Annotated in this window: 23 protein-coding genes and 1 tRNA gene; 12 read left to right on the top strand and 12 right to left on the bottom strand. The window is 50.5% G+C overall.

The annotated features are described in order from the left end of the window. Positions 1-121: 121 nt before the first annotated feature. The 4 genes from MRY86_RS06240 to MRY86_RS06225 form a co-directional block, all read right to left on the bottom strand. Positions 122-195, bottom strand: a tRNA-Lys gene (locus MRY86_RS06240). A 164-nt stretch (positions 196-359) separates the two neighbouring features. Further along, positions 360-1055: an HAD hydrolase-like protein gene (locus MRY86_RS06235; protein ID WP_293569585.1), complete on the bottom strand. Its 696-nt coding sequence runs from the start codon at positions 1053-1055 to the stop codon at positions 360-362. Further along, a complete protein-coding gene (gene dinB / locus MRY86_RS06230; protein WP_293569587.1) occupies positions 1036-2157 on the bottom strand; it encodes a DNA polymerase IV in 1122 nt (373 codons plus the stop codon). The genes MRY86_RS06235 and dinB overlap by 20 nt, the downstream gene beginning before the upstream one ends. A gap of 143 nt (positions 2158-2300) precedes the next feature. Then, positions 2301-4184 carry a matrixin family metalloprotease gene (locus tag MRY86_RS06225; protein WP_293569589.1) on the bottom strand — a complete coding sequence of 628 codons (1884 nt, stop codon included), beginning with the start codon at positions 4182-4184 and terminating at the stop codon, positions 2301-2303. Between the two features lie 612 nt (positions 4185-4796). Here MRY86_RS06225 and MRY86_RS06220 point away from each other — a divergent pair. After that, positions 4797-5486 carry a Crp/Fnr family transcriptional regulator gene (locus MRY86_RS06220; RefSeq protein WP_293569591.1) on the top strand — a complete coding sequence of 230 codons (690 nt, stop codon included), beginning with the start codon at positions 4797-4799 and terminating at the stop codon, positions 5484-5486. Between the two features lie 23 nt (positions 5487-5509). Here MRY86_RS06220 and MRY86_RS06215 read toward each other — a convergent pair whose 3' ends face one another. Then, positions 5510-6427, bottom strand: coding sequence for a ribonuclease Z (locus MRY86_RS06215; protein ID WP_293569593.1), 918 nt, complete (start codon positions 6425-6427; stop codon positions 5510-5512). Positions 6428-6500: 73 nt separating this feature from the next. Further along, positions 6501-6881, bottom strand: a complete 381-nt coding sequence (locus tag MRY86_RS06210) for an STAS domain-containing protein (protein ID WP_293571079.1) — start codon at positions 6879-6881, stop codon at positions 6501-6503. A 463-nt stretch (positions 6882-7344) separates the two neighbouring features. Here MRY86_RS06210 and MRY86_RS06205 point away from each other — a divergent pair, with 463 nt between their 5' ends. The 6 genes from MRY86_RS06205 to MRY86_RS06180 all read left to right on the top strand — a co-directional run bounded on the left by MRY86_RS06205 (position 7345) and on the right by MRY86_RS06180 (position 13704). Then, complete coding sequence (locus tag MRY86_RS06205; protein WP_293571077.1) at positions 7345-9894, top strand: ATP-dependent Clp protease ATP-binding subunit; 2550 nt, start codon at positions 7345-7347, stop codon at positions 9892-9894. Between the two features lie 185 nt (positions 9895-10079). Further along, the gene (gene infC / locus MRY86_RS06200) at positions 10080-10679 is read left to right on the top strand and encodes a translation initiation factor IF-3 (protein WP_293571076.1); all 600 of its coding nucleotides are present in this window, start codon (positions 10080-10082) and stop codon (positions 10677-10679) included. A gap of 154 nt (positions 10680-10833) precedes the next feature. After that, positions 10834-11028: a 50S ribosomal protein L35 gene (gene rpmI / locus MRY86_RS06195; RefSeq protein WP_072013667.1), complete on the top strand. Its 195-nt coding sequence runs from the start codon at positions 10834-10836 to the stop codon at positions 11026-11028. Positions 11029-11117: 89 nt separating this feature from the next. After that, complete coding sequence (gene rplT / locus MRY86_RS06190) at positions 11118-11465, top strand: 50S ribosomal protein L20 (RefSeq protein ID WP_293571075.1); 348 nt, start codon at positions 11118-11120, stop codon at positions 11463-11465. A gap of 90 nt (positions 11466-11555) precedes the next feature. Then, on the top strand, positions 11556-12137 hold the full coding sequence (locus MRY86_RS06185; RefSeq protein ID WP_293571073.1) for a hypothetical protein: 582 nt from the start codon (positions 11556-11558) through the stop codon (positions 12135-12137). Between the two features lie 199 nt (positions 12138-12336). Beyond that, complete coding sequence (locus MRY86_RS06180) at positions 12337-13704, top strand: cytochrome c peroxidase (RefSeq protein WP_293563339.1); 1368 nt, start codon at positions 12337-12339, stop codon at positions 13702-13704. 61 nt (positions 13705-13765) lie between these two features. Here MRY86_RS06180 and MRY86_RS06175 read toward each other — a convergent pair whose 3' ends face one another. Continuing rightward, positions 13766-15766 carry a S8 family serine peptidase gene (locus MRY86_RS06175; protein WP_293571071.1) on the bottom strand — a complete coding sequence of 667 codons (2001 nt, stop codon included), beginning with the start codon at positions 15764-15766 and terminating at the stop codon, positions 13766-13768. A gap of 175 nt (positions 15767-15941) precedes the next feature. On the opposite strand from MRY86_RS06175, the gene MRY86_RS06170 reads away from it, so the two are divergent. Further along, positions 15942-16421, top strand: coding sequence for a CAP domain-containing protein (locus MRY86_RS06170; RefSeq protein ID WP_293564175.1), 480 nt, complete (start codon positions 15942-15944; stop codon positions 16419-16421). On the opposite strand, the gene MRY86_RS06165 is transcribed toward MRY86_RS06170, so the two are convergent. From MRY86_RS06165 to MRY86_RS06155, 3 genes are all read right to left on the bottom strand, one after another. Next, entirely contained in the window at positions 16360-17598 is a 1239-nt protein-coding gene (locus tag MRY86_RS06165) for an ATP-binding protein (protein ID WP_293564177.1), read from the bottom strand. The two genes, MRY86_RS06170 and MRY86_RS06165, sit on opposite strands and share 62 nt — an antisense overlap. A 93-nt stretch (positions 17599-17691) precedes the next feature. Beyond that, a complete protein-coding gene (locus MRY86_RS06160; protein ID WP_293564179.1) occupies positions 17692-18246 on the bottom strand; it encodes a heme NO-binding domain-containing protein in 555 nt (184 codons plus the stop codon). Between the two features lie 38 nt (positions 18247-18284). Next, positions 18285-19226 (bottom strand): NAD(P)-dependent oxidoreductase, encoded by a 942-nt coding sequence (locus MRY86_RS06155; protein ID WP_293564181.1) that lies wholly within the window; start codon positions 19224-19226, stop codon positions 18285-18287. A 92-nt stretch (positions 19227-19318) separates the two neighbouring features. Here MRY86_RS06155 and MRY86_RS06150 point away from each other — a divergent pair, with 92 nt between their 5' ends. From MRY86_RS06150 to moeB, 3 genes are all read left to right on the top strand, one after another. Beyond that, a complete protein-coding gene (locus tag MRY86_RS06150; RefSeq protein ID WP_293564183.1) occupies positions 19319-20437 on the top strand; it encodes a lactonase family protein in 1119 nt (372 codons plus the stop codon). Next, positions 20434-21498: a hypothetical protein gene (locus MRY86_RS06145; protein WP_293564185.1), complete on the top strand. Its 1065-nt coding sequence runs from the start codon at positions 20434-20436 to the stop codon at positions 21496-21498. The genes MRY86_RS06150 and MRY86_RS06145 overlap by 4 nt, the downstream gene beginning before the upstream one ends. 147 nt (positions 21499-21645) lie before the next feature. Next, positions 21646-22767, top strand: a complete 1122-nt coding sequence (gene moeB / locus MRY86_RS06140; protein WP_293564186.1) for a molybdopterin-synthase adenylyltransferase MoeB — start codon at positions 21646-21648, stop codon at positions 22765-22767. 14 nt (positions 22768-22781) lie between these two features. On the opposite strand, the gene MRY86_RS06135 is transcribed toward moeB, so the two are convergent. Both MRY86_RS06135 and MRY86_RS06130 read right to left on the bottom strand, forming a co-directional pair. Further along, positions 22782-23312, bottom strand: a complete 531-nt coding sequence (locus MRY86_RS06135) for a dihydrofolate reductase family protein (protein WP_293564188.1) — start codon at positions 23310-23312, stop codon at positions 22782-22784. A gap of 2 nt (positions 23313-23314) precedes the next feature. After that, positions 23315-24376, bottom strand: coding sequence for a saccharopine dehydrogenase NADP-binding domain-containing protein (locus tag MRY86_RS06130; protein WP_293564190.1), 1062 nt, complete (start codon positions 24374-24376; stop codon positions 23315-23317). A gap of 186 nt (positions 24377-24562) precedes the next feature. Between MRY86_RS06130 and MRY86_RS06125 the strand changes: the two genes are divergently transcribed. Then, positions 24563-26218, top strand: coding sequence for a T9SS type A sorting domain-containing protein (locus MRY86_RS06125; protein ID WP_293564192.1), 1656 nt, complete (start codon positions 24563-24565; stop codon positions 26216-26218). Positions 26219-26240: the final 22 nt, after the last annotated feature.

The following is a 26240-nucleotide window of genomic DNA, read 5'->3' as shown; positions in this document are numbered from 1 at the left end:
CCGCTGGGGCTTCCCGGTTGCACCGGGACAGGCTTCTCGCCCTGGCGCGGGTAGTTAGTGTTTCACTCAACGGTTTGGAGCATAAAAAAAGCCCCCAGCGCTATGCTGAAGGCTTTTACTGTGAACCCGCTGGGGCTCGAACCCAGGACCCCTTGATTAAAAGTCAAGTGCTCTAGCCAACTGAGCTACGGGTTCCTAAATTGGCTATGTTGCGGTGCCTTTTTCGTAAGGCGTTGCAAATATAGGGCAGTTTGGCGGAAAAAACAAAAGAGAAATTTTATTTTTTTCGCTCTTTTCACTCCCCTGCTTTACAGACAATTGAGAAACAGGAACTTGGGCGAAATAGTTTCCAGTCTTACTTATTTTTTCGGTGGACGGGCAGCCTGCAGCGCAGCCTCAAAAGTAACGTAACAGGTGTAGTCCTGAATAACGGTCTCTGCCCCGATCGTATGAAGGGTATCCAAATCGCCCAGATGGCGCACGCCAACGAAATCAATCTGCAGGTTCCGGGTGGTGGCCACGTCCCATTCGGCATCCCCCAGGTAGACGATCCTCGACAGTGGACCGCCATTCAGGTCTTCTGCGGCAGCGATGGTTTCCTCCAGGATAGCCTCCCGGTTGGGCTTGTTGTCTCCGCCGCTGAAGAGCCGGTCTTCTACCGTAATGCCTACGTGCGAGAGCTTGATGTGGGCCGGTGTTTTCCAGCCACCGGTACCGATGCCGATCAGCCGGTCGGTTTGTTGCAGCTGCGTAATGGCTTGCCTGGCTCCGGGCACTTCCCGGAAATGCCCGGGCTGTTTTTGCCTTTCCCTGCGCAGCGCCTCCATATATACGGCTTGGAAGTCTGCGGTTTCTTCTCCGGAAGGCGTACGTTGAAAATGCTGCCGGATCACAGTACCGAAGATGATATTGTCCGTTACATGTGGGAATTGGCGCCAGTCAATACTGGGAAAAGGTTTTTGATAGACGGATTCATAAGTTTGGGCAAAAACGCGGCTGTCCCGTTTGTCAGAGTAGACCAGCGTACCATCAACATCAAAGATGATCAGTTCCATTTGTTTCGTTTGCACTCCCTTTCGCACCCGGGAAATCCAGCTCCAGCTGAATGCCCAGGCTTTCCTGCTCTTTGGAGAGGTTAGACACTGCAACGCCGAGCAACCGCACCTGACCTATTTCCTCCAGGTGCTCCAGCAAGAGCTCCCGCACGGTACGCAGCAGCGTGGCTTCCTTTCTCACTTCGCGGTTGAAAGTGCGGCTGCGGGTCAGGATTTTGAAGTCCGGCGTTTTGGCTTTTAACGTCACAGTACGCCCAAAGTTGTCGCTTTTCTCCATGTACTGATGCACCACCTGACAGAGGTAGGCCAGCTTTTCTTCCATATCCGCTACCTTGGTCAGGTTTTCCTTAAAAGTACGCTCCGCACCAATGGATTTGCGGATGCGGTTGGGGTTGACCGGGCGGTGGTCCTCCGCGCGGACGATGCGGTAGTAATGCCGCCCTACTTTCCCGAACCGCTGTACCATCTCGATTTCCGAAAGGGCTTTCAAATCCCGCCCCTTGAAAATACCCATCCGCCGCATTTTGGTAGCCGTCACCTTGCCGATGCCGTGGAAAGCTTCGATATCCAGTTCTTCCAAAAATGCCAGCGCTTCTTCCGGAGGGATGACCTTCATCCCGTTCGGCTTATTAATGTCACTAGCGACTTTCGCCAGGAACTTGTTGAAGGATATGCCTGCCGATGCTGTCAGACCGGTCTCTGCCTCAATACGCTTTCGGATCTCCCCGGCAATAAGCGTTGCAGACTTTGGCCCCCGCAATGGTTCCGTAACGTCGAGATAGGCCTCATCGAGGGACAAAGGCTCCACCAGCTCCGTATAGTCTTCAAAAATAGCTCTGATCTGCTGAGAAACAGCCCGGTAGACATCGAAGCGCGATTTGACAAAAACCAGATCAGGACACAAGCGCTTTGCAGTAACACTGGGCATAGCCGAACGAACGCCATACTTGCGCGCTTCATAACTGGCAGAAGCGACCACCCCTCTAAGGCTGGAGCCTCCCACAGCCACAGGCTTACCCTTCAGCTCCGGTCGGTCGCGCTGCTCCACCGATGCATAAAAGGCATCCATGTCGATATGAATGATTTTCCGGCTAGACTCCATGCGTGTAAGATAATCGGCCTCCGGCTAAAATTACGGAAAAACTTCTGATCAGGGAGGCCGCCGCCAAAGATGCCCAAAAGCAAAACTCCCCGTCACCAACAAGGGTGCGGGGAGCGCAAAAATTGCCTGCTTAAAGCTAATCTTTAAGGTATCACGATTTTTACTGGCGTGCGGCCGTGGTTGTGCTGCACCAACAGTTGATAAAACCCGGAAGGTATGTCAGGCAAAGGCCACTCAAGGGTGTGCCTGCCTTGGGCAAGCGGCGCTTGGCGCTGTGCGATCAGCTGACCGTTGTTACTGAAGAGCATAAGCGACACTTCACCTGACGCTTCCATATAAACAGATAGTTGCAGGGGGGTATCTTTTGGCTTGGGGTTAGGGAATACTTTCAGCTCGAAATCAGGGCTGCGAGCTTGCAGGCCCTCTATCCCAAGTTCATCATCTTCTGGCGCGCAAGAGTGACTGGGGGTGTACTTCCCTAACCTGCGCTGACGGTCGAAGTGCTCTGCCGGGAAGCAGGAAATCGCAGGAGGGCTGTACGCCCGGCTTCCCATCATGGCATGTAAACCACCGGCTATGTCATCTTCAAAGCCGAGTTCATGGTGGGCAGCACCAAAGGTAGCGGCGTAGTGCATCACTCCCTCCGGGTTGACCACATGCTGTAGCTGAAGCGCATGCCCCAGTTCATGCAGTACTACCGACTGGAAATCTAACTCATCAGCAGCTGGGAGACCGCTGAAAGACCAAACCACATCATCCGTTTCATTATGCTGCGCGCCTCGCCGAATGACCATATCCACATCGGTCAGCTCCCACTCAGAGTCACCGCAACGGGCGTAGCGCGAAATGGTGGCAGCGAGCACCTGTTCTCCTAGCTGCTCCCGGATATCCCATTCATCGTGGTCAAAACTTATGATATTTTGACCATCATTGGAGCTGCCATTGACAGTTGTGGAGACCATTGGGCAATCATCGCCTATATAAATCGGCAGTCCTATAGAGTCCTGCCAGGCAGCAGCAGCAGCATTGAGGGCTTCGATTGCGCCTTCCACCGCTGCCAGCGATACACCATTATGCTCTGTATTGTCACTGAGGGTAAAAAGATACCCTCCATCATCCCGGCTGTTGTGGTCGATAAGCTTGGGTTCATAGAATGCCCCGGAGCTCATCACATTATTATAAGCATAAGTGACGTTGACGGAGAAGGGGCTAAATCCGATGCCTCCGGCACTTGTAAGAATCAAAGGGGTACCAGACCCTGCTTTATGGGGAACCTTAATTTCAATGGTGGTTGTAGTCCAGGAAACGATATGCCACGGAAGAGCGGCAGTGTATCCCTGCCCCCCCCGGTCTGCATCCCGGAAAAATATTGTGCCTGTGCCTTCACCGAAATTGGCACCATGAATGGTTATGACCTCACCGACACCAGCGGCTACCCATTCGGGGGTGATGGAATCAATCTGAGGCACCATACTGCGGTTTAGCGCCGGAGCAGGAAATTCCCTGACCCGAACAGGAGGCCTACCCGCCGCCGATGCCGCGGCTTCGCACACAGCTGCCCGGGACATGGTCTTACCATTCAAAAGGTATGCCTCTTCAGCGGTTGGATCATAAGTAACTATGGCCCCCTGTGGCACAACGGATTGCAGGGCTTGCCCGTAACCGCGAGGCAGGTCATAGACTGAAGGCTTGAGGGCAAAAAGCCCTACATCATTTACCTGAAGGTCGGTGGAAGGGGCGACTTGAATGGCCGCATCACCTACGACACCACCGAGTGCAACCAGGTCAACTGAACGCCTGGCGTTCCCTTTGAAAACCTGATAAACCTCCAGTTCATAGCGTGTGTAAATCATTTCCCCTGCGCTCCCCCAAAAGGAAGCGGCGCTCTTCACCCGGGCCTCGACTACAGTAGTGCCAGGTGCAAGCAAATCCTCAAAAGCGGTCGCTACCAGCGAACACTGCGTGTAGCTTGGGTTAGAAGCCAATAAAATAAAGAATAGTGTAGTTAAGCAGGACAGTTTTTGCATTGTTTGGGTGTTTAATGACCAAAAAACTCTCCTTAGTGTTGAACGTAGTGGTGAATGTGTCAGATTGCACTGTCACAATTCAGGTGTGTAAAATTTCATTGCCGCTTTAAAAGGCATTTCTGCCAACAGACAGTGGGGGGAGCAGTCACATTTACAGCGACCTTTAGAATTTGAGCTGACAAGGTTTTAGTTTTTGTGTTACTGTAAATGTAAGGTCTTATGCAAATCAACTCAACACACCTTTATATAATTTGTGACATTAATACCACGGACCTTTAACCGTAAAATATTCGTATTTATTTTTTCTGGTTATATATTTTACTATTTGGCAAGGCTAGAAAAAATATTTTTTCCGCCCATAAACAGCTGTCATCGGGGCTAACTCAGTTTTTTGTCACCTCAATACTTAAAAGAAAGGCTTTCAGAAAAGCAGGAAAAACACACAAACCCTAACAAAAATAGACAAATAAATACTATAACTTATTGATTTTCAATTTTTTAAATTCATAAAACCAAAACAACTCTCCAAACAAAGTTGCATTTATGTAGTTTTTTCCCGGATGTATTAGGTTCATATTTGTAGTGTCAAAGAACACCAAAACATTTCATCCGATGCAGAAATCTCAATCCAAAGACACCGCCGAGCTCCTACAGTTGTTCCCGCTTTTCGAAGGCGTAGAAGCGAAAGAGCTCGAGTACCTGGCTGCCCGCGCCGAGTTTGCCAAATTCAAAAAACATGAAACAATTTACCAGTCTGGCGAACGGTCCGATTGTTTGCTCTTCTTAATCAAGGGCGTTGTAAAAATCGGCAGGTACTCCTCCGACGGGCGCGAAATCATTAAGCATGTGCTCCACCCTATGAGCATGTTTGGGGAGCTTTGCCTGGCAGGTGAGCTCAAGCGAAAAGACTTTTCAGTGGCTATCAAAAAGGATACGCAAATCCTGAAAATTCAGATGATTCAGCTACAGCATGTTATGCGCCGGGACCCTAAGCTGTCAATGCGTGTTCTCAATTTTATCGGCAACCGCCTACAAAACGTGGAACAGCGGCTGGAATCCCTGATCTTTAAAGATGCCCGTGAGCGCATCATCGAATTCCTAAAGGAGTCCGCCCGGAAGCAAGGAAAGCGGGTAGGTTATGAAACCCTGATCAAGCATGCCCTGACTCAGCAGGATATTGCCAACATCACCGGAACGTCCCGACAGACCGTCACTTCCGTCATGAACGACCTACGCAAGGCTAACCTGATCTACTTTAACCGGCGCACCATCCTGATCAGAGACTTGGGCAAGCTTTCTTAGTACAAAGCCCGGCAGGCTGCTTTTTAGTGTGCCATTAATGGAACGACCAGCCCATCTGACCCCAGAATGGTATTTGGAAAGATGGATATGGCTTCCTGCAATATACGGTCCAGCACCGGATAACGAGTGGAATAATGGCCCAGCAACAGTGTGCCGACATTCGCTTTCTGTGCGGTCAGTGCCGCTTCCTTTGCGGTAGAATGGCCGGTTTCTTTGGCTTGCGCCTCGTGCTTTTGCAGGAAAGTCGCTTCGTGGTACAACAAATCTACACCATATATATAGTCTGTCAGCGAAGGCTGATAAGCGGTGTCTGAGCAGAATGCAAACGAACGAGCCTTAGGTGGTGCAATAGTCAGTGCCTCGTTAGGAACTACACCATGATCGGAAGAAACAAAGTCCTCCCCGTTCTTGATGCCGGGAATGGCCTGGTAAGGGATCTGATACTTTTCAATCAGTTCGCCCCGCATGCTACGGGGGCGTTCCTTCTCCTGAAAAAGGTAACCTGCAGCCGGCACACTATGGCGCAGAGGCAGGCTGTAAACCTTAAGGTGCTTACTTTCATAAACCAGGGCATTGCGATCAGGGTCCACAACTTCAAAATGCACTGGAAAAGACAACCGCTCAGAAAAAGCGCATACCTGCTTCAAAAAGTCTCCCACCTTAGGCGGGCCAAAAATAGTCAGTGGCGCGGTACGATGGTTGAGCCCCATAGAGCTCAGCAAACCAGGCAGGCCCAGTACATGGTCTCCGTGGTGGTGGGAAATAAAAACATGGCTCAGTTTACCCCATTTGACGCTGAAGTCACTGAAACGCATCTGCGCCCCCTCACCGCAATCAATCATGAACAACTGTTCCTGCACATTGAGCAGTTGCATGGTTGGGTAGCGCCTGTAAGCAGGCACAGCTCCGCTGCAGCCGAGAATGGTTAGATCAAATCGCATGTCAATACAAAAAAGGCACAGCTAAAATAGTTCAGCTGTGCCCCTTTAAGTTTGAAGCCTTTCGTTCCGTTATTTATTCACTGTCATCATCATTCAGCTCCCGCTCAATATCCTCCATGAAGATGTAGTCAATCGCTTCCGATACAGTGGGTACCATCGTAAGGATGGTATCCAGTCGTGAAATCTCCATCAGTTTTTTGACAGCGGGCTGCTCAGCACCGGCAAGCACAAACGATCCAATCTTTTTCCAGAGACGGTCAGCAGTAAGGATCGCACTGAGCCCGGAAGAGTCCACATATTTGACCTCAGAGAGGTCCATGATCAGGTTTTTCACATCCTTATCAGCCAGCAGCACGAGCTCCGACTTGACATCCGGTGCGATAAGGGAGTTGAAGTTCTCTTCCTGCAATGTGAAGACGGTATAACGTTCTTCGGTCTTTATTTTATACTCCATATAGTATTATGGTTGTCATTTTGATTGTGGGCGAACGCAAAAATATCAATTAAGCGGCAGTCTACCTAGCTTGTCCGGCATATTTTCCCTGTACTGTAGGTATTAGGTGCTGTGTATCCTAAACACTGAGCCCGTTTTGAGTGTTTTGTTCGCAGAAGTGAAGCGGGAAAAGCCTGCCAGATTAACCGATCAGCCACAAGGACCGGAAATATTGGCAGCTTTTTAAGATTGGCATTATTTTCTCTGCCCTTCAGAAGAATCATTTTGAGTGGCTTTTTGCAATACCGCTCCCCATTTCAATAAATTACAAAAACCTATTTGCCCAAATTCCATTTCACTAAAATGTTAGTGCGTTGTTAAGCTTAAGAAACAGAAGAAACTAAAGAGTCCCTTCTTTTGTATTCTTGGATAATTAGTTTTAATATTGTTTGGGTAACCCAACTGGCTAAGAGAAGAAAGAAATATGAACAATAAACGTTTTTCTCCAAAAGTAAAGCAGGTCATTTCCAGAAGCCGGGACGCAGCGATACGCCTGGGTCATGACTTTATTGGAACCGAGCATCTGCTATTGGGCATTATGGCTGAACAAGACAGCCTTGCGCTCAAGGTGCTGGATTCTTTGGATGTCAACCCTTCTGAGCTTCAGCAAAATGTGGAAGAATCCGTACAGCGGATTCCCAGCGGACAGACCGCCCTTAATGTCGGCAACCTTCCACTCAACAAGCAAGCTGAGAAGGTCCTCAAAGTGACTTTCCTGGAAGCCAAAATGCTCAAAAGTGATGAAATCAGCCCGGAACATTTGCTGCTTTCCATCCTCAAGCATAAAGACAACCCTGCTTCGAAAATATTGAATCAGTTTGATGTAGATTACGATATCTACAAAGCAGAACTGGAGTATGTCCGTCAGGAACAGGATTTCACAAGTTCAGCCGAGCCCTTCGCTCAAACTCCGTCTGATCAGGATGACCCCTACGAAGACGATGAAGGACAAGGCAGTGGCCGGTACCAACAGCGCAAAGGGACTTCTAAATCCCGCACGCCGGTACTGGACAACTTCGGCCGTGACATCACTAAGCTTGCCGAAGAGGACAAACTGGACCCTATCATCGGCCGTGAAAACGAGATCGAGCGGGTTTCTCAAATCCTGAGCCGCCGTAAAAAGAACAACCCTATCCTTATTGGCGAACCAGGTGTGGGTAAAACGGCTATCGTGGAAGGTCTCGCCCTTCGCATTATTCAGAAGAAAGTTAGCCGCACCTTATTTAACAAGCGGATTGTGATGCTGGACCTGGCAGCGCTCGTTGCAGGTACCAAGTACCGCGGTCAGTTTGAGGAGCGGATGAAAGCTATCATGAATGAGCTGGAGAAGTCCCGGGACGTGATCCTTTTCATTGATGAGATCCACACCATCGTTGGTGCAGGTGGCGCAACTGGTAGCCTGGATGCCTCCAATATTTTCAAGCCTGCTCTGGCGCGTGGCGAATTGCAGTGTATCGGTGCTTCCACCCTGGATGAATACCGTCAGCATATTGAAAAAGATGGCGCACTTGACCGCCGTTTCCAAAAAGTCATCGTCGATCCACCTTCCGCTGAAGAAGCAGTAAACATTTTGGACAACATCCGTCCGAAATACGAGGAATTCCATAATGTGAATTACTCCCAGGATGCGATTGAAGCCTGTGTCAAGCTTAGCGACCGCTACATCAGTGACCGCTTCTTGCCGGATAAAGCCATTGACGTACTCGACGAGGTAGGTGCACGGGTTCACCTCAAGAATATCCACGTTCCAGAGCATATCGAGGAGTTGGAAAAGAAAATCGAGGAGCTCAAGGATCAGAAGAATCAGGCCGTAAAAAACCAACAGTACGAGAAAGCAGCCGACCTCCGGGATAAGGAGTCCAAGCTCGTCCGTCAGTTGGAATTTGCCAAGATTCAGTGGGAAGAAGAGGTGAAGACCAAGCGCTATCCCGTTAGCGAAGAAGATATCGCTGAAGTGGTTAGCATGATGACTGGTATTCCAGTCAGAAGAGTAGCCCAAAGCGAAAGCAAAAAGCTGGTGGGCATGGACAATGACCTTCAGAATGTTATTATCGGACAGGATGAGGCCATTACCAAAATTACAAGGGCTATTCAGCGTAACCGCGTGGGACTGAAAGATCCCACCAAGCCCATTGGTTCTTTCATTTTCCTTGGTCCTACTGGCGTAGGCAAGACGGAGCTGGCGAAATCGCTCGCCCGTTACATCTTTGATTCCGAAGATGCCTTAGTCCGGCTTGATATGAGCGAATACATGGAGAAATTCTCCGTTAGCCGCCTCATTGGTGCGCCTCCGGGCTATGTTGGATACGAGGAAGGGGGGCAGCTGACTGAAAAAGTCCGCCGCAAGCCTTACTCCGTAATTCTGCTGGATGAGATCGAAAAGGCACACCCTGACGTTTACAACATCTTACTTCAGGTGCTGGATGATGGTCAGCTGACCGACGGTCTGGGCCGAAAGGTTGACTTCAAAAACACGCTGATCATTATGACCTCCAACGTTGGCGTACGTCAGCTGAAGGATTTTGGCCAGGGGGTTGGCTTTGCCACCCAAGCACGGCAGAGTGCCGCAGATGACAACGCGAAGGGTGTGATTCAAAATGCACTCAAGCGGACCTTCTCTCCGGAGTTCCTCAACCGTGTGGACGATGTAGTGATCTTCAACAGCCTGGATCAGGACGATATCTTTAAGATTATCGATATCACACTGAAGGACCTTCACAAGCGCCTTGAAAATATGGATTACACGTTGATCCTGTCTGAAGACGCGAAGAAGTTTGTTGCCGAAAAAGGATATGACCCTCAATTTGGCGCACGTCCGCTGCACCGGGCTATTCAGAAATATATTGAGGACCCGCTTGCGGAGTTCATCCTCAACACGAACCCGGACGCTGGCGCAACCCTCGAAGCGGTTATGAACGATAATGAAACCGGTCTCAAGATTACGCTGAGCAAAGAAGTGAATACAGACGCATAAACAGCGTTAAAAGATAAAAGCAGCCCTTTTGACAGCAGTCAATTGGGCTGCTTTTTGTGTTTCAAGCCTGCTTCGGGTGGAAATCCGGAAATTGCTGAACTTTTTTTCGAATATTTTAATTAAATTAGTAGTGCTGGTGTCAAAACCACAATGCACTTTTTATTTTCTAACAAAAAAAGAATCTATTGGCAAAGAGATCTGGTAGAAGAGGGTTTAATACCCGTACTGACAACAAACCCGAGTTTAGAATCAACGAACACATTCGCGTACCTGAAATCCGGCTTGTAGGCGAAAACGTTGAAGAAATTGGCGAAGCCGTGGGCCAACAACTGGAAGCAGGCACCGTTTACTCTACCCGCGCAGCAAAAGACTGGGCGCGAAAGGTGGAGCTTGATCTGGTTGAAATCTCTCCAAACGCAAAGCCGCCGGTCGTCAAGATCATCGACTTCAACAAGTTTCTTTACGAAAAAAAGAAAAAGGAGAAAGAAATCAAGGCAAAAGCTGCCAAAACAGTCATCAAGGAAATCCGCTTCGGCCCCAATACCGATGATCATGACTTTGATTTCAAACTCCGCCACGCCAAAGGGTTCCTCGAAGATGGCGCTAAGGTGAAAGCTTATGTCCACTTCCGGGGCCGGACTATCGTTTTTAAGGAACGTGGCGAACTGCTGCTCCTTCGCTTCCTCAAAGAGCTCGAAGAATATGGCTCTGCAGAAGCGCTGCCCAAAATGGAAGGGCGCCGAATGATCGTGATGATTTCACCCAAGAAGAGTAAAAAGAAATAGACCGGCTGTTTATAAACGGTCTTTAGCCGAAATATCAGAACCCTACTGCTAAACTTTTTCACAAACAATTGAAATTTGTTTAGCTGTAGGGTTTATTTTTCTTACCTTTGCATTCCCTTTTCAGGGACTATTTCAATATTAAAGCCATTTAGCAATGCCAAAGATGAAGACTCACTCCAGTGCCAAGAAGCGTTTCAAGCGCACTGGCTCTGGCAAGATCAAGCGGTACCAGGCAAAGACTTCGCACATGATGCGCAACAAAAGCAAGAAAGCGAAACTCCGCCTGCGGGATTCCACAGTTGTACACGAGCACAACGAAGACCGCGTGAAGCGTCTGCTTTGCATGTAATTTATTTCTAATTTTTTAACGAGAGCGCAGGACGAAAGCGTCGCCCATTTGGTAGATGGCACCTCTGCGTTGTACTAAAAAATCAAACTATGCCACGTTCAGTGAATGCCGTTGCTTCCCGCAAGCGGCGCAAAAAAATTTTAAAGATGGCGCGGGGTTACTTCGGTGCCCGCAGCAAAGTCTACACCGTAGCTAAAAACGCTGTAGAAAAAGGTCTTACTTACGCCTACCGTGACCGCAAAGCCAAGAAGCGCGCCTTTCGCCGCCTTTGGATTGCGCGTATTAATGCTGCAGCGCGTCAAAACGGAATCTCTTATTCCCGTTTGATCCACCAACTATCAGAACACAACGTTGAGCTCAACCGCAAAGTCCTTGCTGACCTTGCGATGCACCACCCGGATGCATTCAAAGCTGTGGTTGACTCCGTTAAGAAATAAAGTCTCCCAAGCCGGAGCAATGAAGAGGGAAGTAGCCTGACAGGTTGCTTCCCTTTTCCTTATTTTGACCCAATTTTCAAGGATTACACCATGCGAAACAAGCTCCTGACCATTGCACTTGCCACCGCCATCCTTTCAGGCTGTGCCGCCGAAAGCAATAACGATACGCCATCAGATAACTCCGTAAATGTTGATGCCGATACCCTCCGCACTGATTCGCTACAACCTCAGAAAGCCATCAGCAATATTGCCGTGGACACAAGCCACTTCGAGTATAAGGATGGCGTACTGCGCCTAACCTGGAAAATGCTGACCGATGTCGTTTTTTCAGATGAGTACAGTGAAGAAGTGCAAGCCTATGTCCCCTACCCTACCTTCGGGGCTCAGCTACAGGCTATTGAGGGGCGTGAAGTCCTGATTGAAGGCTACATTATCCCGCTCGAAGAAACGGGCGACGAAACCATTCTCGTACTGAGCGCCCAACCCTACAGCAGTTGTTTTTTCTGTGGTGGTGCCGGGCCTGAGTCTGTCATGGACATCAAGCTCCGCCCTGATGAACAACGAAAATTCACTACCGATGACCGGATGACCTTCCGGGGCAGACTCCGGTTGAATGATGATGATTTGTATTATCTGAACTACATTTTAGATGAAGCAACTGTCTATAAATAATCAAGTTGCACAGTGTAAATTATACTCCTGATTCTCTCGCTTTTAGTAACTTTACTTGATTCTACTCCAAAAATACAGTATTTTTAACTTCCAAAATGCTTCCCCTCAAGCGTCTGGTTTTCACGTTATTTTAAAAATTTGGTACAGACACTGCCCTCAACAGGTCCACCGAAATTCAAACTAAAACCAAAGCACCAACATGTTACCGACTAAAATGCACAACTCCTTATTAATTACACTTGCCGTCCTTCTGACTTTCAGCTCATGCAAGAAAGACGATCCGATTGACGAGGCTCCATCAATCGATCAGGAACTAATCCAAACACTGGAAGATATTTCCATGTCCGGTGGTTTAGCCTTTTTCCAGTTGCCAGCCTCTGAGGATTATGATCAGATTCCGCAGGACCCTGCCAACCCTCTTACTGAAGCAAAAGTACAGCTGGGTAAGTTCCTCTACCACGAAACCGGTATTGCCCGCAACCCTCAAAATATAGCAGGCCTGGGCACCTACTCCTGTGCCTCCTGTCACTTCGCATCAGCCGGTTTTCAGGCCGGGCGGCATCAGGGCATTGGAGAAGGCGGACAAGGTTTTGGACTTAACGGGGAATCCCGGGACAGGAATGAGGCCTATAATGTCCTCAACGTTGATGTTCAGCCGGTACGCAGCCCAACGACTCTAAACTCGGCTTATCAGATTGCCATGCTGTGGAACGGGCAGTTTGGGGCCAAGGGCATCAATGCCAACACTGAATATGCATGGACGGCAGGTACTCCAAAAGCAGTGAACCATCTCGGTTTTCACGGTATTGAAACCCAGGCAATTGCAGGACTTTCGGTACACCGCCAATTAGAAGACACTTCCGATGTATCCGATCTGGCAAATTATAAAGAGCTATTCGATGCGGCTTTCCCCGAGCGCCCCGAGGTGGAACGCTACAACCGGGTAGCTGCCGGGTTAGCTATTGCCGCCTACGAACGGACCCTGCTGGCTAACGAAGCGCCCTTCCAACGTTGGCTGCGTGGCGATAAAGATGCCATGAATGCCCTGGAAAAAGAAGGCGCACTCGTTTTTTTCGGCAAAGCACAGTGTGGCAATTGCCATACCGGCCCGGCGCTCAACAGCATGGAATTTCACGGTATTGGGCTGGGCGACTTGATGGATTGCCCGGAGGAGGTATTACTGACCTCTGTGAATGCTCCGGAGCACCTCGGCCGGGGTGGCTTTACCAACCGGGCAGAGGATATGTACAAATTCAAGGTGCCCCAGTTGTACAACCTCAAAGACTCCCCTTTTTACGGGCACGGAGGGACACTACGATCGATCCGTGAAGTCATTACCTATAAGAATGAAGCAGTTCCTCAGAAGACCACAGTGCCCGCTGCTCAGCTAGCGGAAGACTTTGTGCCCCTGGGGCTGACCGATCAGGAAATCGATGCACTTGTTGCTTTTATTGAAAATGCACTCTATGACCCTAACCTGGACCGTTATGTCCCCGAAACACTGCCAACGGGCCAATGCTTCCCCAATGCGGACCCCATGTCTCAGGAAGACCTGGGTTGCAACTAAATGCTTGCTTTAGCAGCTAAAGCTAAAACCCCGGCGGAACAGTTCCGTCGGGGTTTTGTATTTAAAACTTCACCCACCACCCTTCTTTTGTGGTTTCAGCTCTGGTGTAATCTACCTGGTGCACCACTTGTCCCCGGGCATTCTTAAGTATGATACGGCCTCCGGCATTCAACAAACGGACACGCCCCAGCCCCACTCGTACGACACTCCCCGCCTGAAGCGTGTAAGTCGCCAGCCGATCGGTATTGCCATTTTGGTCTTCAATGGTCCACCCGCCCAGCGCCGCCGGCTGATCCGACAGGTTGACCAGCATCAACTTTTCAGCGCCAGACTCCGGGCCCCTTGGGTTGACTAAAGCAGCGACAATTTGTACGGCCTGGTCTTCAGCTTCCGCAACCTCAGGCTCGTCGGGTACAGGGTCAGCTATCGGAGCGGCCTGCTGTACGGCCCGGGCAGCATTGACCCTTCCGTAACCAAACCATTCGGAGTACCCATTGGTATCGTAGCCCCCTTTCAGGTTTCCAAGGATGGGGTCTGGGTTCTGATCTGTAATTTTGTCTGCTGTGTTTTTCAAAATGTTCAGCAGGTCAGCTGCGGAAAGCATCGGATTCACAGATTTGACCAGTGCGGCCACGCCTGCTGCCAGCGGGCAGGCACTGGAAGTCCCGCCAAAGTTGCCCGTATAGCGGCTCCCGGGGGCAAAGCCAAGCCCGGTATCCTCATTGTCCGTTGTCCAAATACCTCTGCCCGGCAGGCGTTCCTGCTGATTTAGCGGGTTCCAGTTGTCACTGGGAGCTGAAACGGTTATTCCTTCGCCCCAGTTGGAATAGGCTGATTTACGGGCCAAACTGGTGGAGGCCGCCACTGCTACCACATCGGGATGAGCAGCGTAGCCATTTACAATAGGCCCGGTAGTCGTCTTCAGCCCCTGGGAGGGGTGACGCCAGGTAAATCCGGTATTGTCCAAATCTCGGATTGGTGCATTGTAATTGCCTGCTGCAAAAAAGACCAGACAGCCCCGCCCGTCCGGCCCACCCGATCGGTGCAGACGCTCCATTTGATTGCTCAGCAGGGAGCTTAGCGGCGCATAGACGGGCACCGGTCCCCAGCTACAGGATATGATATGCGCATTGCGCCCGGCGTAGTCAAAAATATCGAACAGCATATTATCATCGGCGCTCAGCGGAAAGCGGATAGGCAGAAAGCTGCAACCCGGAGCCGCTCCAACAACCCCCGTACCGTTTTCTTCCCCTATGGCGACACCGGCACAGGGCGTCCCGTGAAAGTCTCCACTTGCCCGCTCCGGCCCCGGGTAACTGTCCCGACCGATGTAGTCCCGCGCGCCCACGACTTTTCCTGTGCCCGATAAATCAGGATGGGAAAGGTCAAAACCATCATCGATGACGGCAACGGTAACGGCACGTGTACCCCGGCTGATCTTCCAGGCTTCCGTACAGTCCACGCCGGCTTCAGGTACCAGTTCAAGACCAGCCCGTGCCTGCAAATGCCACTGTTCTGCAAAAAGCGGATCCGAAGGCTCGTACTGTGGGGCAAAGCGATTGATTAGGTTCGGTTCGGCATATTCCAGGCGGTCATCTTCTGCCAGTTCGTTACTCACCTTTAGCGGGTTTTTGCGGGCAGCATGCGTCACCTGTACCAGGCAGGCTTCCTGATTGTTATCATAGCTTTTCAGAAAACGCAGCCCATGCTGTTGCAGCAACGCCTCTTTTTCTTCCGTGCTCAGGACCTCCCTAAATTTCAGGATAAGTTTATCCGTCAGGTAATAGCGGGTCGCCGGATCGCCTTCCGGACAGTAGGCATGATGGCAAATCATGGGACAGGCACTGTGGGAGCGCAGGTGCTCCATCAATTCATCGCGTCTGCCCTCCTCTGTCTCCACTTTGTACACCTGGCCAAGTACCTGCCTGACCTGACGCAGACCGGGCTGAGCGGCCAGGACCGCCCGGGCGGGGGCGTCGGGTAGGATTGCCGTAAAAAAATGATCCGCACGTTCCAGTTTTATGCGCTCTGAGCCACGGTACAGATAATAATCAAGGGCCATAGTGTGTTTTTTAATGGATGTTTAGCGTACTGAGCATTTAGAGATGCTATGTTAGCATCTCATAATCATTTGGGGGAGCATTTGCTAAAAAACAGGCATGCACCGCCCCCGATAAATACAATAATACGTTTTTTCACCTCAGATGATCAAAAGGCCCATATCAAATTTTTATTAAATGAAAACAACACTTCTTTTGCTTACCGCAATTTTGGCACTGCATTGCTCCACTTTAGACGCGCCTGTGGAGCCTGCCACCACCCCCGGCGCTGCACAAGCCATACTCGAAGCCGTCAATGACCTGCGGTCCCGGGGCTGCCGCTGTGGGCTGAAGCGTATGCCGCCGGTACCGCCTCTAAGCTGGGACAGCCGCCTGGAGCAAGCTGCTCAACGCCATGCTGAAGATATGGCCCAGCAAGACTTTTTCAGCCATCAGGGATCAGATGGCAGCAACGTCAGCACCCGCGCCCGGGAGGCAGGTTTTGCCTGGCGGAATATCGGTGAAAACATTGCCTACAACTATCCGGACGCAGCTGCTGTGGTAGCCGGGTGGCAGGAAAGTACGTCGCACTGCAGAAATATGATGTCGGCGGATTTCAAGCAGATGGGTGCTGCCGTTCAGGAAGGGTACTGGGTGCAGGTGCTGGGGCGGGAGTAGTCTCAGGTATTGAAACAGGGAGCCGGACAATAAAGGTAGCTCCTTTCCCAAGGTCGCTGTCTACGCTAATTTCTCCAAAATGCTGTTCCACTATTTTTTGGCAAATAGCCAGCCCCAACCCGGAGCCTTCGATACTGGAATAATTGTGCAATCGGGTAAAAGGTTTGAAAATTTTGGATTGGAAGGCTTTATCAATGCCAATACCGTTATCCGTGAACCTGAATACCCAATGGTCATCCTCTTTTAGTGCCTCTACCTGGAGTAGTGGTGCTTTTTCGGATCGGTATTTGAGACTGTTTTGGAGTAAGTTGCTGAACAGCTGATACAGCCGGTTCTTATCTCCCATAACTACCGGGAGGGGCGTAATTTCAATTTGCCCATTGAACTCATTCAACTGGCTCACCAACCCTTTAGCCACTTCGTGTATCAAAGCCTCTGTGTCTACCTCCTCCATTCTAACTGGCCGGTCTCTAATGCCAGAATGGACGGACAAATCATTGATCAGCTGTTCCATTCGGCTTGCCCCCTGCATAATAAAGCCGACATACTCTTCTTGCACTGGAGTCAATTGATCAAAACTGCGGCGAAGAAGCTGCATAAAGCTCGTAATACTGCGAAGAGGCGTTTTTAAATCGTGAGAAACGGCATGTGTGTACTGCATCAGCTCCTGGTTAACCTCAAGTAGCTCCTGGCTTTGCCGCTGAAGCGCTCTGGTCAGCCCGGTTACTTCCTCCAGCGTTGATTGCTGCGCCATAAGCGAAAAGAGTAAATTAGAGCTGTTGTCATTCGATGGGAAATCAGCGAGGCTCAGTTTTAAATCCTGCATCTGCTCATTAGGATTCAGCAGCAGGCTTCCAATAAAGGTTAACTTACCCGGAATATTTGACAGTGCAACAAATTCTCCTTTGAGCTGTGACCTTTTACCCTTGATATCAAAAACCATAACTGTCCCCTGTGTTTTAAAGAGCACCTCATAGTTTAAATCAAGTTTATAGGGGAATCTGATTCTCAGTAGTTCAGAAAATGGGGTAGCGTCTTCCTGCCAATTCAGAATCTTACGCAAGCTGCGCCCTACCTCTACAATCGTACAAAATTGATCTATACAAAAGAAAAAAGGTGAAAAACGGTCAATAAATGCAAAGTTTGCCTGAATTTCAGGTTGGTCTGGATGTGTCATAAATAGGTATCGCTAAAGAAATCCGTTTACTCTGAAAGCCCATCGTTAGATCATAGCATTAGCATTAAAGCCACCCTATGCTAATCCGTTTCCCTAAGCTTCCTCAAGCAGATCAATATGAAAAACTTCACAGTTTTGGTCTAGATCACAGGGACCGGAGTGATCAACCCGAAGCGGGGTATTCAGGTATTCTCCCAACCCCTCTAAAAGACCAATCACAAAAGGGGGCAACCCTTCCCTTTCACTTTGATAATGCAACCGCAGCTTGTTTGGGGAAAGGGTTTCACACCTAAAGGAGGGGGGGCGGAGTTCGGGGTATGCATGGCTCATCCCGGCGTGCATGCGGTCCAAATTCGATAAAAAAGTTGGCAAATCATGTCCTCCAAGATTCAGCATATCCCCATAGCCATTCTGACCTGTATATTTGATCCAGTGATGGCCAAAGGCTTTCAGGATATCCGGCACCGGTTGGTTGGCATAACAGGCAGCCGCTGTAACCATTTGATAGGTCAACTCGTCAGGATATGGCTGTAGATTAATGAAATGATCATTCTCCAGGTCTACTGCTTCACAAATGGCCTGCCAACCATTGGTTCCATATTCCTGGATCATCATTTCCTTTATGGCTTTGTTGACTAGTCCGTACATTTTGAGGCTTTAAATGACCATCCTAAAGTACGACTTTTTTACAAACCCCTTATTTTTTCCACCAGCACCTTCGCATGGGCTTCCATCACCTCATGGGAAAGCCCCGCTGTGTGGGGGGTGAGAATGACATTTGGAGCCTGCCGCAGGTACTGAAAGGGAGCGGGCAAGGTGCTCAACTCCAGAACATTGAAGGCCTGCTCTTCGTACTCCAGCACATCGAGCGCAGCGCCCAGCACTTTGCCGGATTGCAATTGCCTGGCCAGTGCTGCGGTATCCAGGACCAGCCCGCGGGCAGTATTGAGCAGATAGAATGGCTTGCTGAAGCCGACGAGCAGCGCTTCGTTGATGAAGTAGTGGTTATCCGCATCGTAGGGAATGTGCACGGTAACGATGTCAGCCTCTTTTTGTAATTGTGCCAGGCTGACTTCTTCCACCCCATCATTTCCAAATCCGCTCTTGAACTTATCATAGGCGATCACCCGGCATCCGAAACCCGACAGGCGCTGAGCCACAGCCGACCCGATATTGCCAAAACCGATAATGCCAACGGTGCGGTGGCGCAGCTCAAAGCTTTGGTTGCTTTTGCGGTCCCAAGTGCCCTGCTGTATTTCCTGGTGCGCTTTATTGATATGATTGAGCAGCCCCAGCATCATGCCCATGGTTTGTTCTGCAACGGTATCCCGGCTTCCCTCCGGTGAGTTCAGCACGGCAATGCCCTGGCTTTCGGCGTAAGCTACATCTACATGCTCCAACCCGATGCCCATGCGGGCGATGAATCGCAGATTGGGGCAGGCTTCCAAAAAAGCGCGGTCCAGGGTAAAGCGGCTGCGCAGGATGAGGCCCCTGGCTCTTTGCAAATCTTCCCGCAGGCGTTCAAAAGATTCCGTATAAGCGGCACGCACCTCATAACCCGCCTTCGTGAGCTGATCAGGTAAATAAGGGTGTGGTTTGTCCAAACAGATAATCAGACCGGTCGGCATTTGTAAAAAAAGCTTTAGATTGAGTGCAAACGAAAAACATGACAAAGGTATACTTTCTACTCGTACTGATTTTAGGAATCAACGCTTGCACCATGAAGGAATCATCTGATCAGTCCTCCGCTACTGAAGCCCCTTCTTCGGCCATGCTGATGATCGGCACCTACACGCAGCAACTGGGGCACGTGAATGGCAAAGCCGCCGGGATTTACACCCTCGCTCCAGACCAAGACAGCCTTTTTACCCGCGCCCACACTACTGCCGGCATTGAAAATCCTTCCTACCTGACGATTGATACTGCCAAACGCATGCTCTACGCCGCCAGCGAACTGGTGCCCGGAGGAGCCGACAGCAGTGGCTACATTTACTGCTATAAAATAAGCCCGGAAGGCGGGCTCACTTTCCTTAACCGACAGCCTTCCTACGGTTTTGCGCCCTGCTATGTCAGCATCAGCAACGATGGCCAGTTTGTGATGGCAGCGAACTATGTAGGTGGGACGGTAGCCGTATACCCCCGCAACGAGGATGGCAGCCTGGGCGAAGCAACCGATCAGCAGACCTTTAACGGGTCCGGCCCGAATGAGCAGCAGGAAGCTTCTCACCCGCATTGTATCATACAGGCTCCTAAAGGTCCATGGGTGTATATTGCTGATAAAGGGACCGACCGGGTGATGAGCTTCCGGATAACAGCGAAAGGGCTGCTCCAACCAACCGATCAGGAATTTGTACAGACCGCTCCCGGGGCGGGCCCCCGGCATTTGGCTTTTCACCCTACCCTGCCGGTAGCTTACCTGATTAATGAAATCAATAATACGGTGGACGTATTCCAAATGGAAAAAACCACCGGCGCTTTGTCCCCCATCCAAACGCTGACTACGCTGCCTGAAGACTTTACGGATTTCAGCGCCTGTGCTGACATCCACGTCAGCCCGGATGGCCGCCACCTTTACGCTTCCAACCGCGGGCACAACAGCCTCGCTATTTACCGCATTCAGACCGAAAACGGAAAGCTGGAACCCGCAGGATGGGCTCCTACAATGGGCGACTTCCCGCGCAATTTCATGATCACAGAGGATGGGAGTCAGGTGTTGGTTGCCAATCAAAACAGCGATAACATCGTCATCTTTGAACGCGACCCGGCGTCCGGACAGCTCAACCGGCAGGCAGTGATCGACTGCCCCACCCCCGTTTGCATAAAATCTATTGAACTATGAAAGGTAATATCCCTTCCAGAAAGAAGGTCATGATTAGCGTCAAGCGCCCCTTTATGAACTACCTTAGGAAAAACAACCGCACGGCCGATCTGCCCATGCAGTACGACGACCTGCTGCGCTATGAGTCCTCCATCCCCCTGCTTGATCAGGAAGGCAACGATACCCTCTGGGAAACGGTCTATTACTCTCAGTCCGACTTCGAGGATGTCAACCAGGCCATGAAACTGATCTATGCCCTGCTCAAAACCGATGGGGACGTGGAAGTGCTCGACCACCTGACGGTAGCCCGTATCGACTTCTGTACCTTTGGGAATACCAAGCCGTTCCGGGTACGCATCATCAACCGGCTGAATGACAACTACGACCATTTCTACATTAAAAAAGCGGATGCTTCCCGGGTGTATGGGCTGGAACTGGAGTGGCTGCTTTCGCCCAATCACGTCACCTACCTGATTGACGGGGCCACACTGATTGAAGAGCACGTGGCCGGCATCCCCGGAGATGATTTCATGAAGCACAACCTGCAGGAAACGACTTTCAATCAAATCCGTATTGCCAAGGAGTTCATCAAGTTTAATGAGCGCTGTTTTGTGCGGCTGCTGGGAGATATGCGGGCTTACAACTACGTCATCGCCATCACGCCGGATATTGAAGGCTCTCAGTACCGCATGCGCCCAATTGACTTTGACCAGCAATCTTTTGAGGGGCGAAAGGGATTTTACCTGCCGCAGTATTTCCGGGAAAACGACCCCATTATATACCTGGGCATGCAGCACATGACCCCGGAAACCGTCAAGCAGTACCAGCTGGAGGAACGCAGCCTGATCGCCGGGCGGGTCAAGACGTCACAAAAACAATTCAAGGCGTTGATGGACGTTATGATGAAGGACGAAATATCGACACCGGAGAAAACCAGGGAATTGGCAGATGGTCTGGCGCACCACCACAAAAACAAACGCTTTGAGGATTGCAGCACGATGGGGGAAGTGGTCTTGACAAACATTCAGCTGTTGCTCGAGAAAGACTTCAAACAAAGCATTTTGCTAAAGCCCAGAAACTAAAAAACCTCCCTCCTTTGAACTTCAGAGGAGAGAGGCTATCCCAAAAACCGATTATATATGTCAAAAATCCCAATTTATATTGAATAATAAAAATTTCTATCCGATTAATTCTGTATTTATTTCAAAACGAGCTAATTCTGTTGCGTTATGGATGGGCTAAATGCGGCTGAAATAAAGCGTTACGCCCGGCATTTGGCCATTCCTGGATTTGGTCCGGAAGGGCAGGTACGGTTAAAGCAAAGCCGGGTGCTTGTGATCGGAGCAGGCGGGCTGGGCAGTCCGGTATTGCTGTATCTGGCGGCAGCTGGCGTTGGGTACCTGACCATCGTTGATTTTGACCGGGTGGAAATGAGCAACCTGCAGCGGCAAGTGCTTTTTACAGAAGCAGATCTGGGGCGGCCCAAAGCAGAAGCGGCAGCTGACCACCTGCGCAAGCTGAACCCGCAGATTGATATCCGCACGATTGTTGCCCCTTTTACCAGGGAGAATGCCCGTGAGTTGGTCCGTCAGGCCGACCTGGTCATCGACGGTACCGACAACTTCCCCACCCGCTACCTGAGCAACGATGCTTGTGTGCTGGAAGGCAAGCCGCTGGTATACGGCAGTATCTATAGGTTTGAAGGGCAGGTCTCGGTCTTCAACCTGCTACGGGAAGATGGCAGCCGTGGCCCCAACTACCGGGATATTTTCCCCACTCCTCCCCCGCCCGAGCTAGTGCCCAATTGTGCCGAAGGAGGCGTTCTGGGCGTACTGCCGGGTATTATTGGCAGCATGCAGGCCAATGAAGCCATCAAATTGCTGGCACGGGTCGGGGAACCACTGGATGGCAAACTCTACCTCTTCGATGCCGCTACGCTTTTGTCCCGAACGATTAAGATTGTGAAGAATCCCGAAGTGGCAATTGGGCACCTCATTGATTACGATCAGTTTTGCAACCCTGCTCCTGCAAAGCCACTGCCGTCTATCACTGTGACGGAATTGGCGGAATGGCGTCAGCAGGGCATACCTCACCAATTGATAGACGTGCGGGAGCCCTACGAGTACGAAATCGCCAACCTGGGCGGGCGGCTCATACCAATGGCTGAACTTCCCGCCCGTAGCATCGAACTTTCAAAGGAAACGCCTTTAATCCTGCACTGCCGGAGCGGACAGCGATCGGCACGGGCCGTAAGGCAATTGCAGGAGGCCGGCTTTCAAAACCTCTACAATTTGGAAGGCGGGATTCTGGCCTGGGCCGAAGCCATAGATCAGCAAATGACAACTTATTGATGTTTCCACGCCTGTCAGTCAGCTTTAAGCCGGTACCGCAGCCGGACTGCTCCATTACTGTAGGACTTTGAATCGAGGAGTTCCACCATCGTCTCCGGAATGCCACCTGGGAACAGGGGAATCCCCTCCCCCAGAAAAATGGGCATCAGGAACAGGGTGAACTCATCCACCAAGTGTTCTTTCATCAGGGCTTTGATGATTTGAGCACCGCCGTCGCAGTAAATGTCCTTGCCAGGCTTGGCTTTGAGCTCCCGGGCCAGTTCCACAACCTCTCCTTTGTGGAAAATGATGCCGGGCTGGTCCGGAATATCCTGCCGGGTCACGACGTAGCAATGCGGGTATTGCTCGGCTGCAGGAAAGTTCCCTGCTAGTTTCATGACTACGTCATACGTCCGACGTCCAACGAGGTAGGTATCAACCGACTCAGAAAATTCGGCATGCCCGAAGTCCTCCCCTTCGAAGCGGGACAGAAAGCTCAGGTCATCGCCAGGGCCGGCGATGTAGCCATCGAGGCTGAGTGCGATGAACAGTTTTATTTTCCGCATGGTCAACTGATTAATTCCCGGACGGCACCTTCTACTTCCAACAGCAAGTCGGCACCGTAGGCTTTCGCCGGGGTTTGGAATCCGGGCTTGGCTTGCCCTTTGAGTATCCGCTCAACGATCATAATACTGGTCAGGGCGGTGAGGGTGTACCCTTCCGGCATGATAGAGCGTGCGGTCCGGGTATCACCTTTGGCATTCGTTACCCGGCCCCAAACCAGGCTGCGGCCGTTTTTGCGCTGTTCGGCAGAGGGTCCGGCGGGACCGCTTAGCACCCGCTTACGGGCACGTGCTTTTACAAATGGCAGGCGCAGGAACCAGCCGAAGTACTTCTGTAATTTCACATACCGGTACGTTTTAGGGTGCACCGCAGTGTAGGTTTCAATATTCGGAATGCCGGAGGAATAGTAAGCCGTGGAAACATCACCCCAGGGAATGGTCATGACCAAACGCTTAAAGTCATCGGCAAATTCCACCGTCATCGACTTGTGACCGAGGGGGACTTTTGTGATTTTGCCATTCTGGCGAACGGCGCTGCTTTCTCCCAGGATTTCCGTCATCGTCAGGGCAGTACCCCGGGAAAAGCGGGTGCCCTGAGAAGCAAACGCCAATTGCAGGTGGGTGGCATCCGGGAGCTGTTCTTTGAGGAAAACCGCCATGCAATCGGTAGGTACCACGTCGAAGCCGGTGCCTGGCATCATCATGATTTCCGCTCTTGCTGCCTTTTCCCCCAGAGCTGCGCCCGTTTCAAACACCGGGATTTCTCCGGTAATATCCAGGTAATGGGTGCGGCTGCGCAGGCAGGCTTCCATCATAGGGCGTGCGGTATGGATAAAGGGGCCGGCAGCGTGCAGGACCAAATCGCAGCCTTCCAGCTGTTTCGCTATATTTTCGGCATCATCCAGCGGAAAAATCCGGTATTCCAGCCCAAGTTCTTCCGCCAGGGGTTGCACTTTTGACGCTGTCCGGCCTGCCAGAATTGGAGTTAAGCCTCGGTCTTTGGCATGGCGTGCGATCAGCTCACCGGTATAGCCATTCGCACCGTAGATCATCCAGTGTTGTTGCATCAATTGACTTTTTGTGAAGAGGCAAGATAATGAATTCTCCTATTGACCGGCAATTAACCGGATACTTGATGCTCCCATTGTAAATCTTTCGTTTTAGGAACCTGACATATAAGGGAATGCGGTTTCTCTTCATACCTAAATTAAGATAGCTTGGGAAATCTTTCACTCCTTCTAAATCCAGTTTCTATGAAAACCAGACTTACTTGCCTACTCCTGTTCAGCATGGTCTTTACTCTTACCGCACAACAAAGTGTAATGGTGCAAAATGGTCAGTTGCGTGCCCGATTCTCCTCCCGGGGGCTGGCCAATGATATTATCAATGACGGGCCACTCCTCACTTACTTTGATGAGTCTGACCAATCCGATAAACCCCTTGTACTTGCAGCAAATTTATGGCTAGCCAGTCAGGGTACAGAGGGCAACCTTTCACTTCACGCAAGAACTTATGGCAACGGCCCCGTAGCTCCGAGCAGCCTGCTTCCCAAGGTCTTTCAGGTAAGCGGGCAAGCTATTGCCGGGCACAGGGCAGACTACGAGGACAACGGACAAATTGATGCCCCTCAGGATGCTATATACGGTTGGCCTGCTTTTGGCAATCCTTTCTTTTCTGATTATCACGATGGGCTAACCCTGCCCGATGTGCCAGCAGCGATGCTTGCCCCTTTCCGTGATGCCGATGAAAACGGCATCTATAATCCTGATGCCGGTGATTTCCCGGTGTTATCAGAAGAAAGTTGTGAAGATTTTGAGGGTCTGAATATCATTCCAACACAGATGAACTGGTGCCTGTACGAACTGGAAAATTCAGATTCCGAAACCACCTACCAGGTCCAGGCCAACCTTTTTTACTTCCAGTGCGAGGAAAACAATGCGCTGAACAACACCCTTTTCCTTAAACACAAGGTGCTAAAAACAATGGATATGCCCGACGCCACCTCCTATTGGAGCTTTTGGGCAGATATGGACCTTGGCAACCCAAATGATGATTATCTGGGGAGCTTTCCTGAGCAAGAAGCCGTCTTTATTTACAACGCCGACAATGAAGATGAAACGGATGATTTGTTCACCGGCTTTGGACAAAATCCACCTGCTTTTGGAGTCAATATTCTGGCAGGCCCTGGCCAAGCCCCTGCCCTGCCCGTGCCTATTTCGAGCTTTATGCCCTATTTCAATAGCAACGGAAACTATCCACCGGCTACCCTTGATCCGGCAACTCCACAAGAATATTTCAACTTTATGACCGGAAGATGGCGGGATGGGCAGCCTCTGACCGAAGGCGGCCTGGGCTACACTAGCCAACAAGTCGTGGAATTTGCTTTCCCGGGTCTTCCTGCCTCAGAAAACACCTGGACTGAATATTCCGCAGAGAATACACCGGGAGACCGGCGGGCGCTCCTCAACTATGCTCCCATTAATAATTACCTGCCAGGCGATATCAGGACATTCCATACTTCCTTTGTCTACTCAGACAATCAGGCTGATCATCTTACGCAGGTAGAAGGTTTGCAAATACGCATGGACAGCATTCAGGGCTTCTTCCTGAATTGCTATGACCCTAATGGTATTGGTTTTCAGCCTTGCAACCTGATCCTGACTGAGGTTGAAGCATCCTTATCACAGCCTAAAAAGCTAACGATTTATCCCAACCCTACTAAGGGACCGTTAACGATTGAAACTGAGGTTCCAATTGAGCGGATATATGTACTGGATTTACAGGGGAAGGTCGTATTTGAAGACCATTATCAGCAACAAATCGACCTCTCTCATTTGCCGAAAGGCATGTATTTACTGAGGGTAAAAGCAGAAGGGCAGTTGATCCATAAGAAGCTGCTTCGTCAATAGTAATGGTCAACAACTTGGAATG

Origin of the sequence: Phaeodactylibacter sp. (genome assembly GCF_022763345.1) — a bacterium.
Taxonomy (GTDB): domain Bacteria; phylum Bacteroidota; class Bacteroidia; order Chitinophagales; family Saprospiraceae; genus Phaeodactylibacter.
The sequence above is the reverse complement of the archived record's forward strand: the minus strand, read 5'-3'. Positions and strand labels throughout refer to the sequence as shown.

Bases quoted from the DNA above. Each gene is read 5' to 3' on its own strand.
- MRY86_RS06235 (WP_293569585.1), bottom strand. From the start codon at position 1,055: ATGGAACTGATCATCTTTGATGTTGATGGTACGCTGGTCTACTCTGAC.
- dinB (WP_293569587.1), bottom strand. From the start codon at position 2,157: ATGGAGTCTAGCCGGAAAATCATTCATATCGACATGGATGCCTTTTAT.
- MRY86_RS06225 (WP_293569589.1), bottom strand. From the start codon at position 4,184: ATGCAAAAACTGTCCTGCTTAACTACACTATTCTTTATTTTATTGGCT.
- MRY86_RS06220 (WP_293569591.1), top strand. From the start codon at position 4,797: ATGCAGAAATCTCAATCCAAAGACACCGCCGAGCTCCTACAGTTGTTC.
- MRY86_RS06215 (WP_293569593.1), bottom strand. From the start codon at position 6,427: ATGCGATTTGATCTAACCATTCTCGGCTGCAGCGGAGCTGTGCCTGCT.
- MRY86_RS06210 (WP_293571079.1), bottom strand. From the start codon at position 6,881: ATGGAGTATAAAATAAAGACCGAAGAACGTTATACCGTCTTCACATTG.
- MRY86_RS06205 (WP_293571077.1), top strand. From the start codon at position 7,345: ATGAACAATAAACGTTTTTCTCCAAAAGTAAAGCAGGTCATTTCCAGA.
- rpmI (WP_072013667.1), top strand. From the start codon at position 10,834: ATGCCAAAGATGAAGACTCACTCCAGTGCCAAGAAGCGTTTCAAGCGC.
- rplT (WP_293571075.1), top strand. From the start codon at position 11,118: ATGCCACGTTCAGTGAATGCCGTTGCTTCCCGCAAGCGGCGCAAAAAA.
- MRY86_RS06185 (WP_293571073.1), top strand. From the start codon at position 11,556: ATGCGAAACAAGCTCCTGACCATTGCACTTGCCACCGCCATCCTTTCA.
- MRY86_RS06180 (WP_293563339.1), top strand. From the start codon at position 12,337: ATGTTACCGACTAAAATGCACAACTCCTTATTAATTACACTTGCCGTC.
- MRY86_RS06175 (WP_293571071.1), bottom strand. From the start codon at position 15,766: ATGGCCCTTGATTATTATCTGTACCGTGGCTCAGAGCGCATAAAACTG.
- MRY86_RS06170 (WP_293564175.1), top strand. From the start codon at position 15,942: ATGAAAACAACACTTCTTTTGCTTACCGCAATTTTGGCACTGCATTGC.
- MRY86_RS06165 (WP_293564177.1), bottom strand. From the start codon at position 17,598: ATGACACATCCAGACCAACCTGAAATTCAGGCAAACTTTGCATTTATT.
- MRY86_RS06160 (WP_293564179.1), bottom strand. From the start codon at position 18,246: ATGTACGGACTAGTCAACAAAGCCATAAAGGAAATGATGATCCAGGAA.
- MRY86_RS06155 (WP_293564181.1), bottom strand. From the start codon at position 19,226: ATGCCGACCGGTCTGATTATCTGTTTGGACAAACCACACCCTTATTTA.
- MRY86_RS06150 (WP_293564183.1), top strand. From the start codon at position 19,319: ATGAAGGAATCATCTGATCAGTCCTCCGCTACTGAAGCCCCTTCTTCG.
- MRY86_RS06145 (WP_293564185.1), top strand. From the start codon at position 20,434: ATGAAAGGTAATATCCCTTCCAGAAAGAAGGTCATGATTAGCGTCAAG.
- moeB (WP_293564186.1), top strand. From the start codon at position 21,646: ATGGATGGGCTAAATGCGGCTGAAATAAAGCGTTACGCCCGGCATTTG.
- MRY86_RS06135 (WP_293564188.1), bottom strand. From the start codon at position 23,312: ATGCGGAAAATAAAACTGTTCATCGCACTCAGCCTCGATGGCTACATC.
- MRY86_RS06130 (WP_293564190.1), bottom strand. From the start codon at position 24,376: ATGCAACAACACTGGATGATCTACGGTGCGAATGGCTATACCGGTGAG.
- MRY86_RS06125 (WP_293564192.1), top strand. From the start codon at position 24,563: ATGAAAACCAGACTTACTTGCCTACTCCTGTTCAGCATGGTCTTTACT.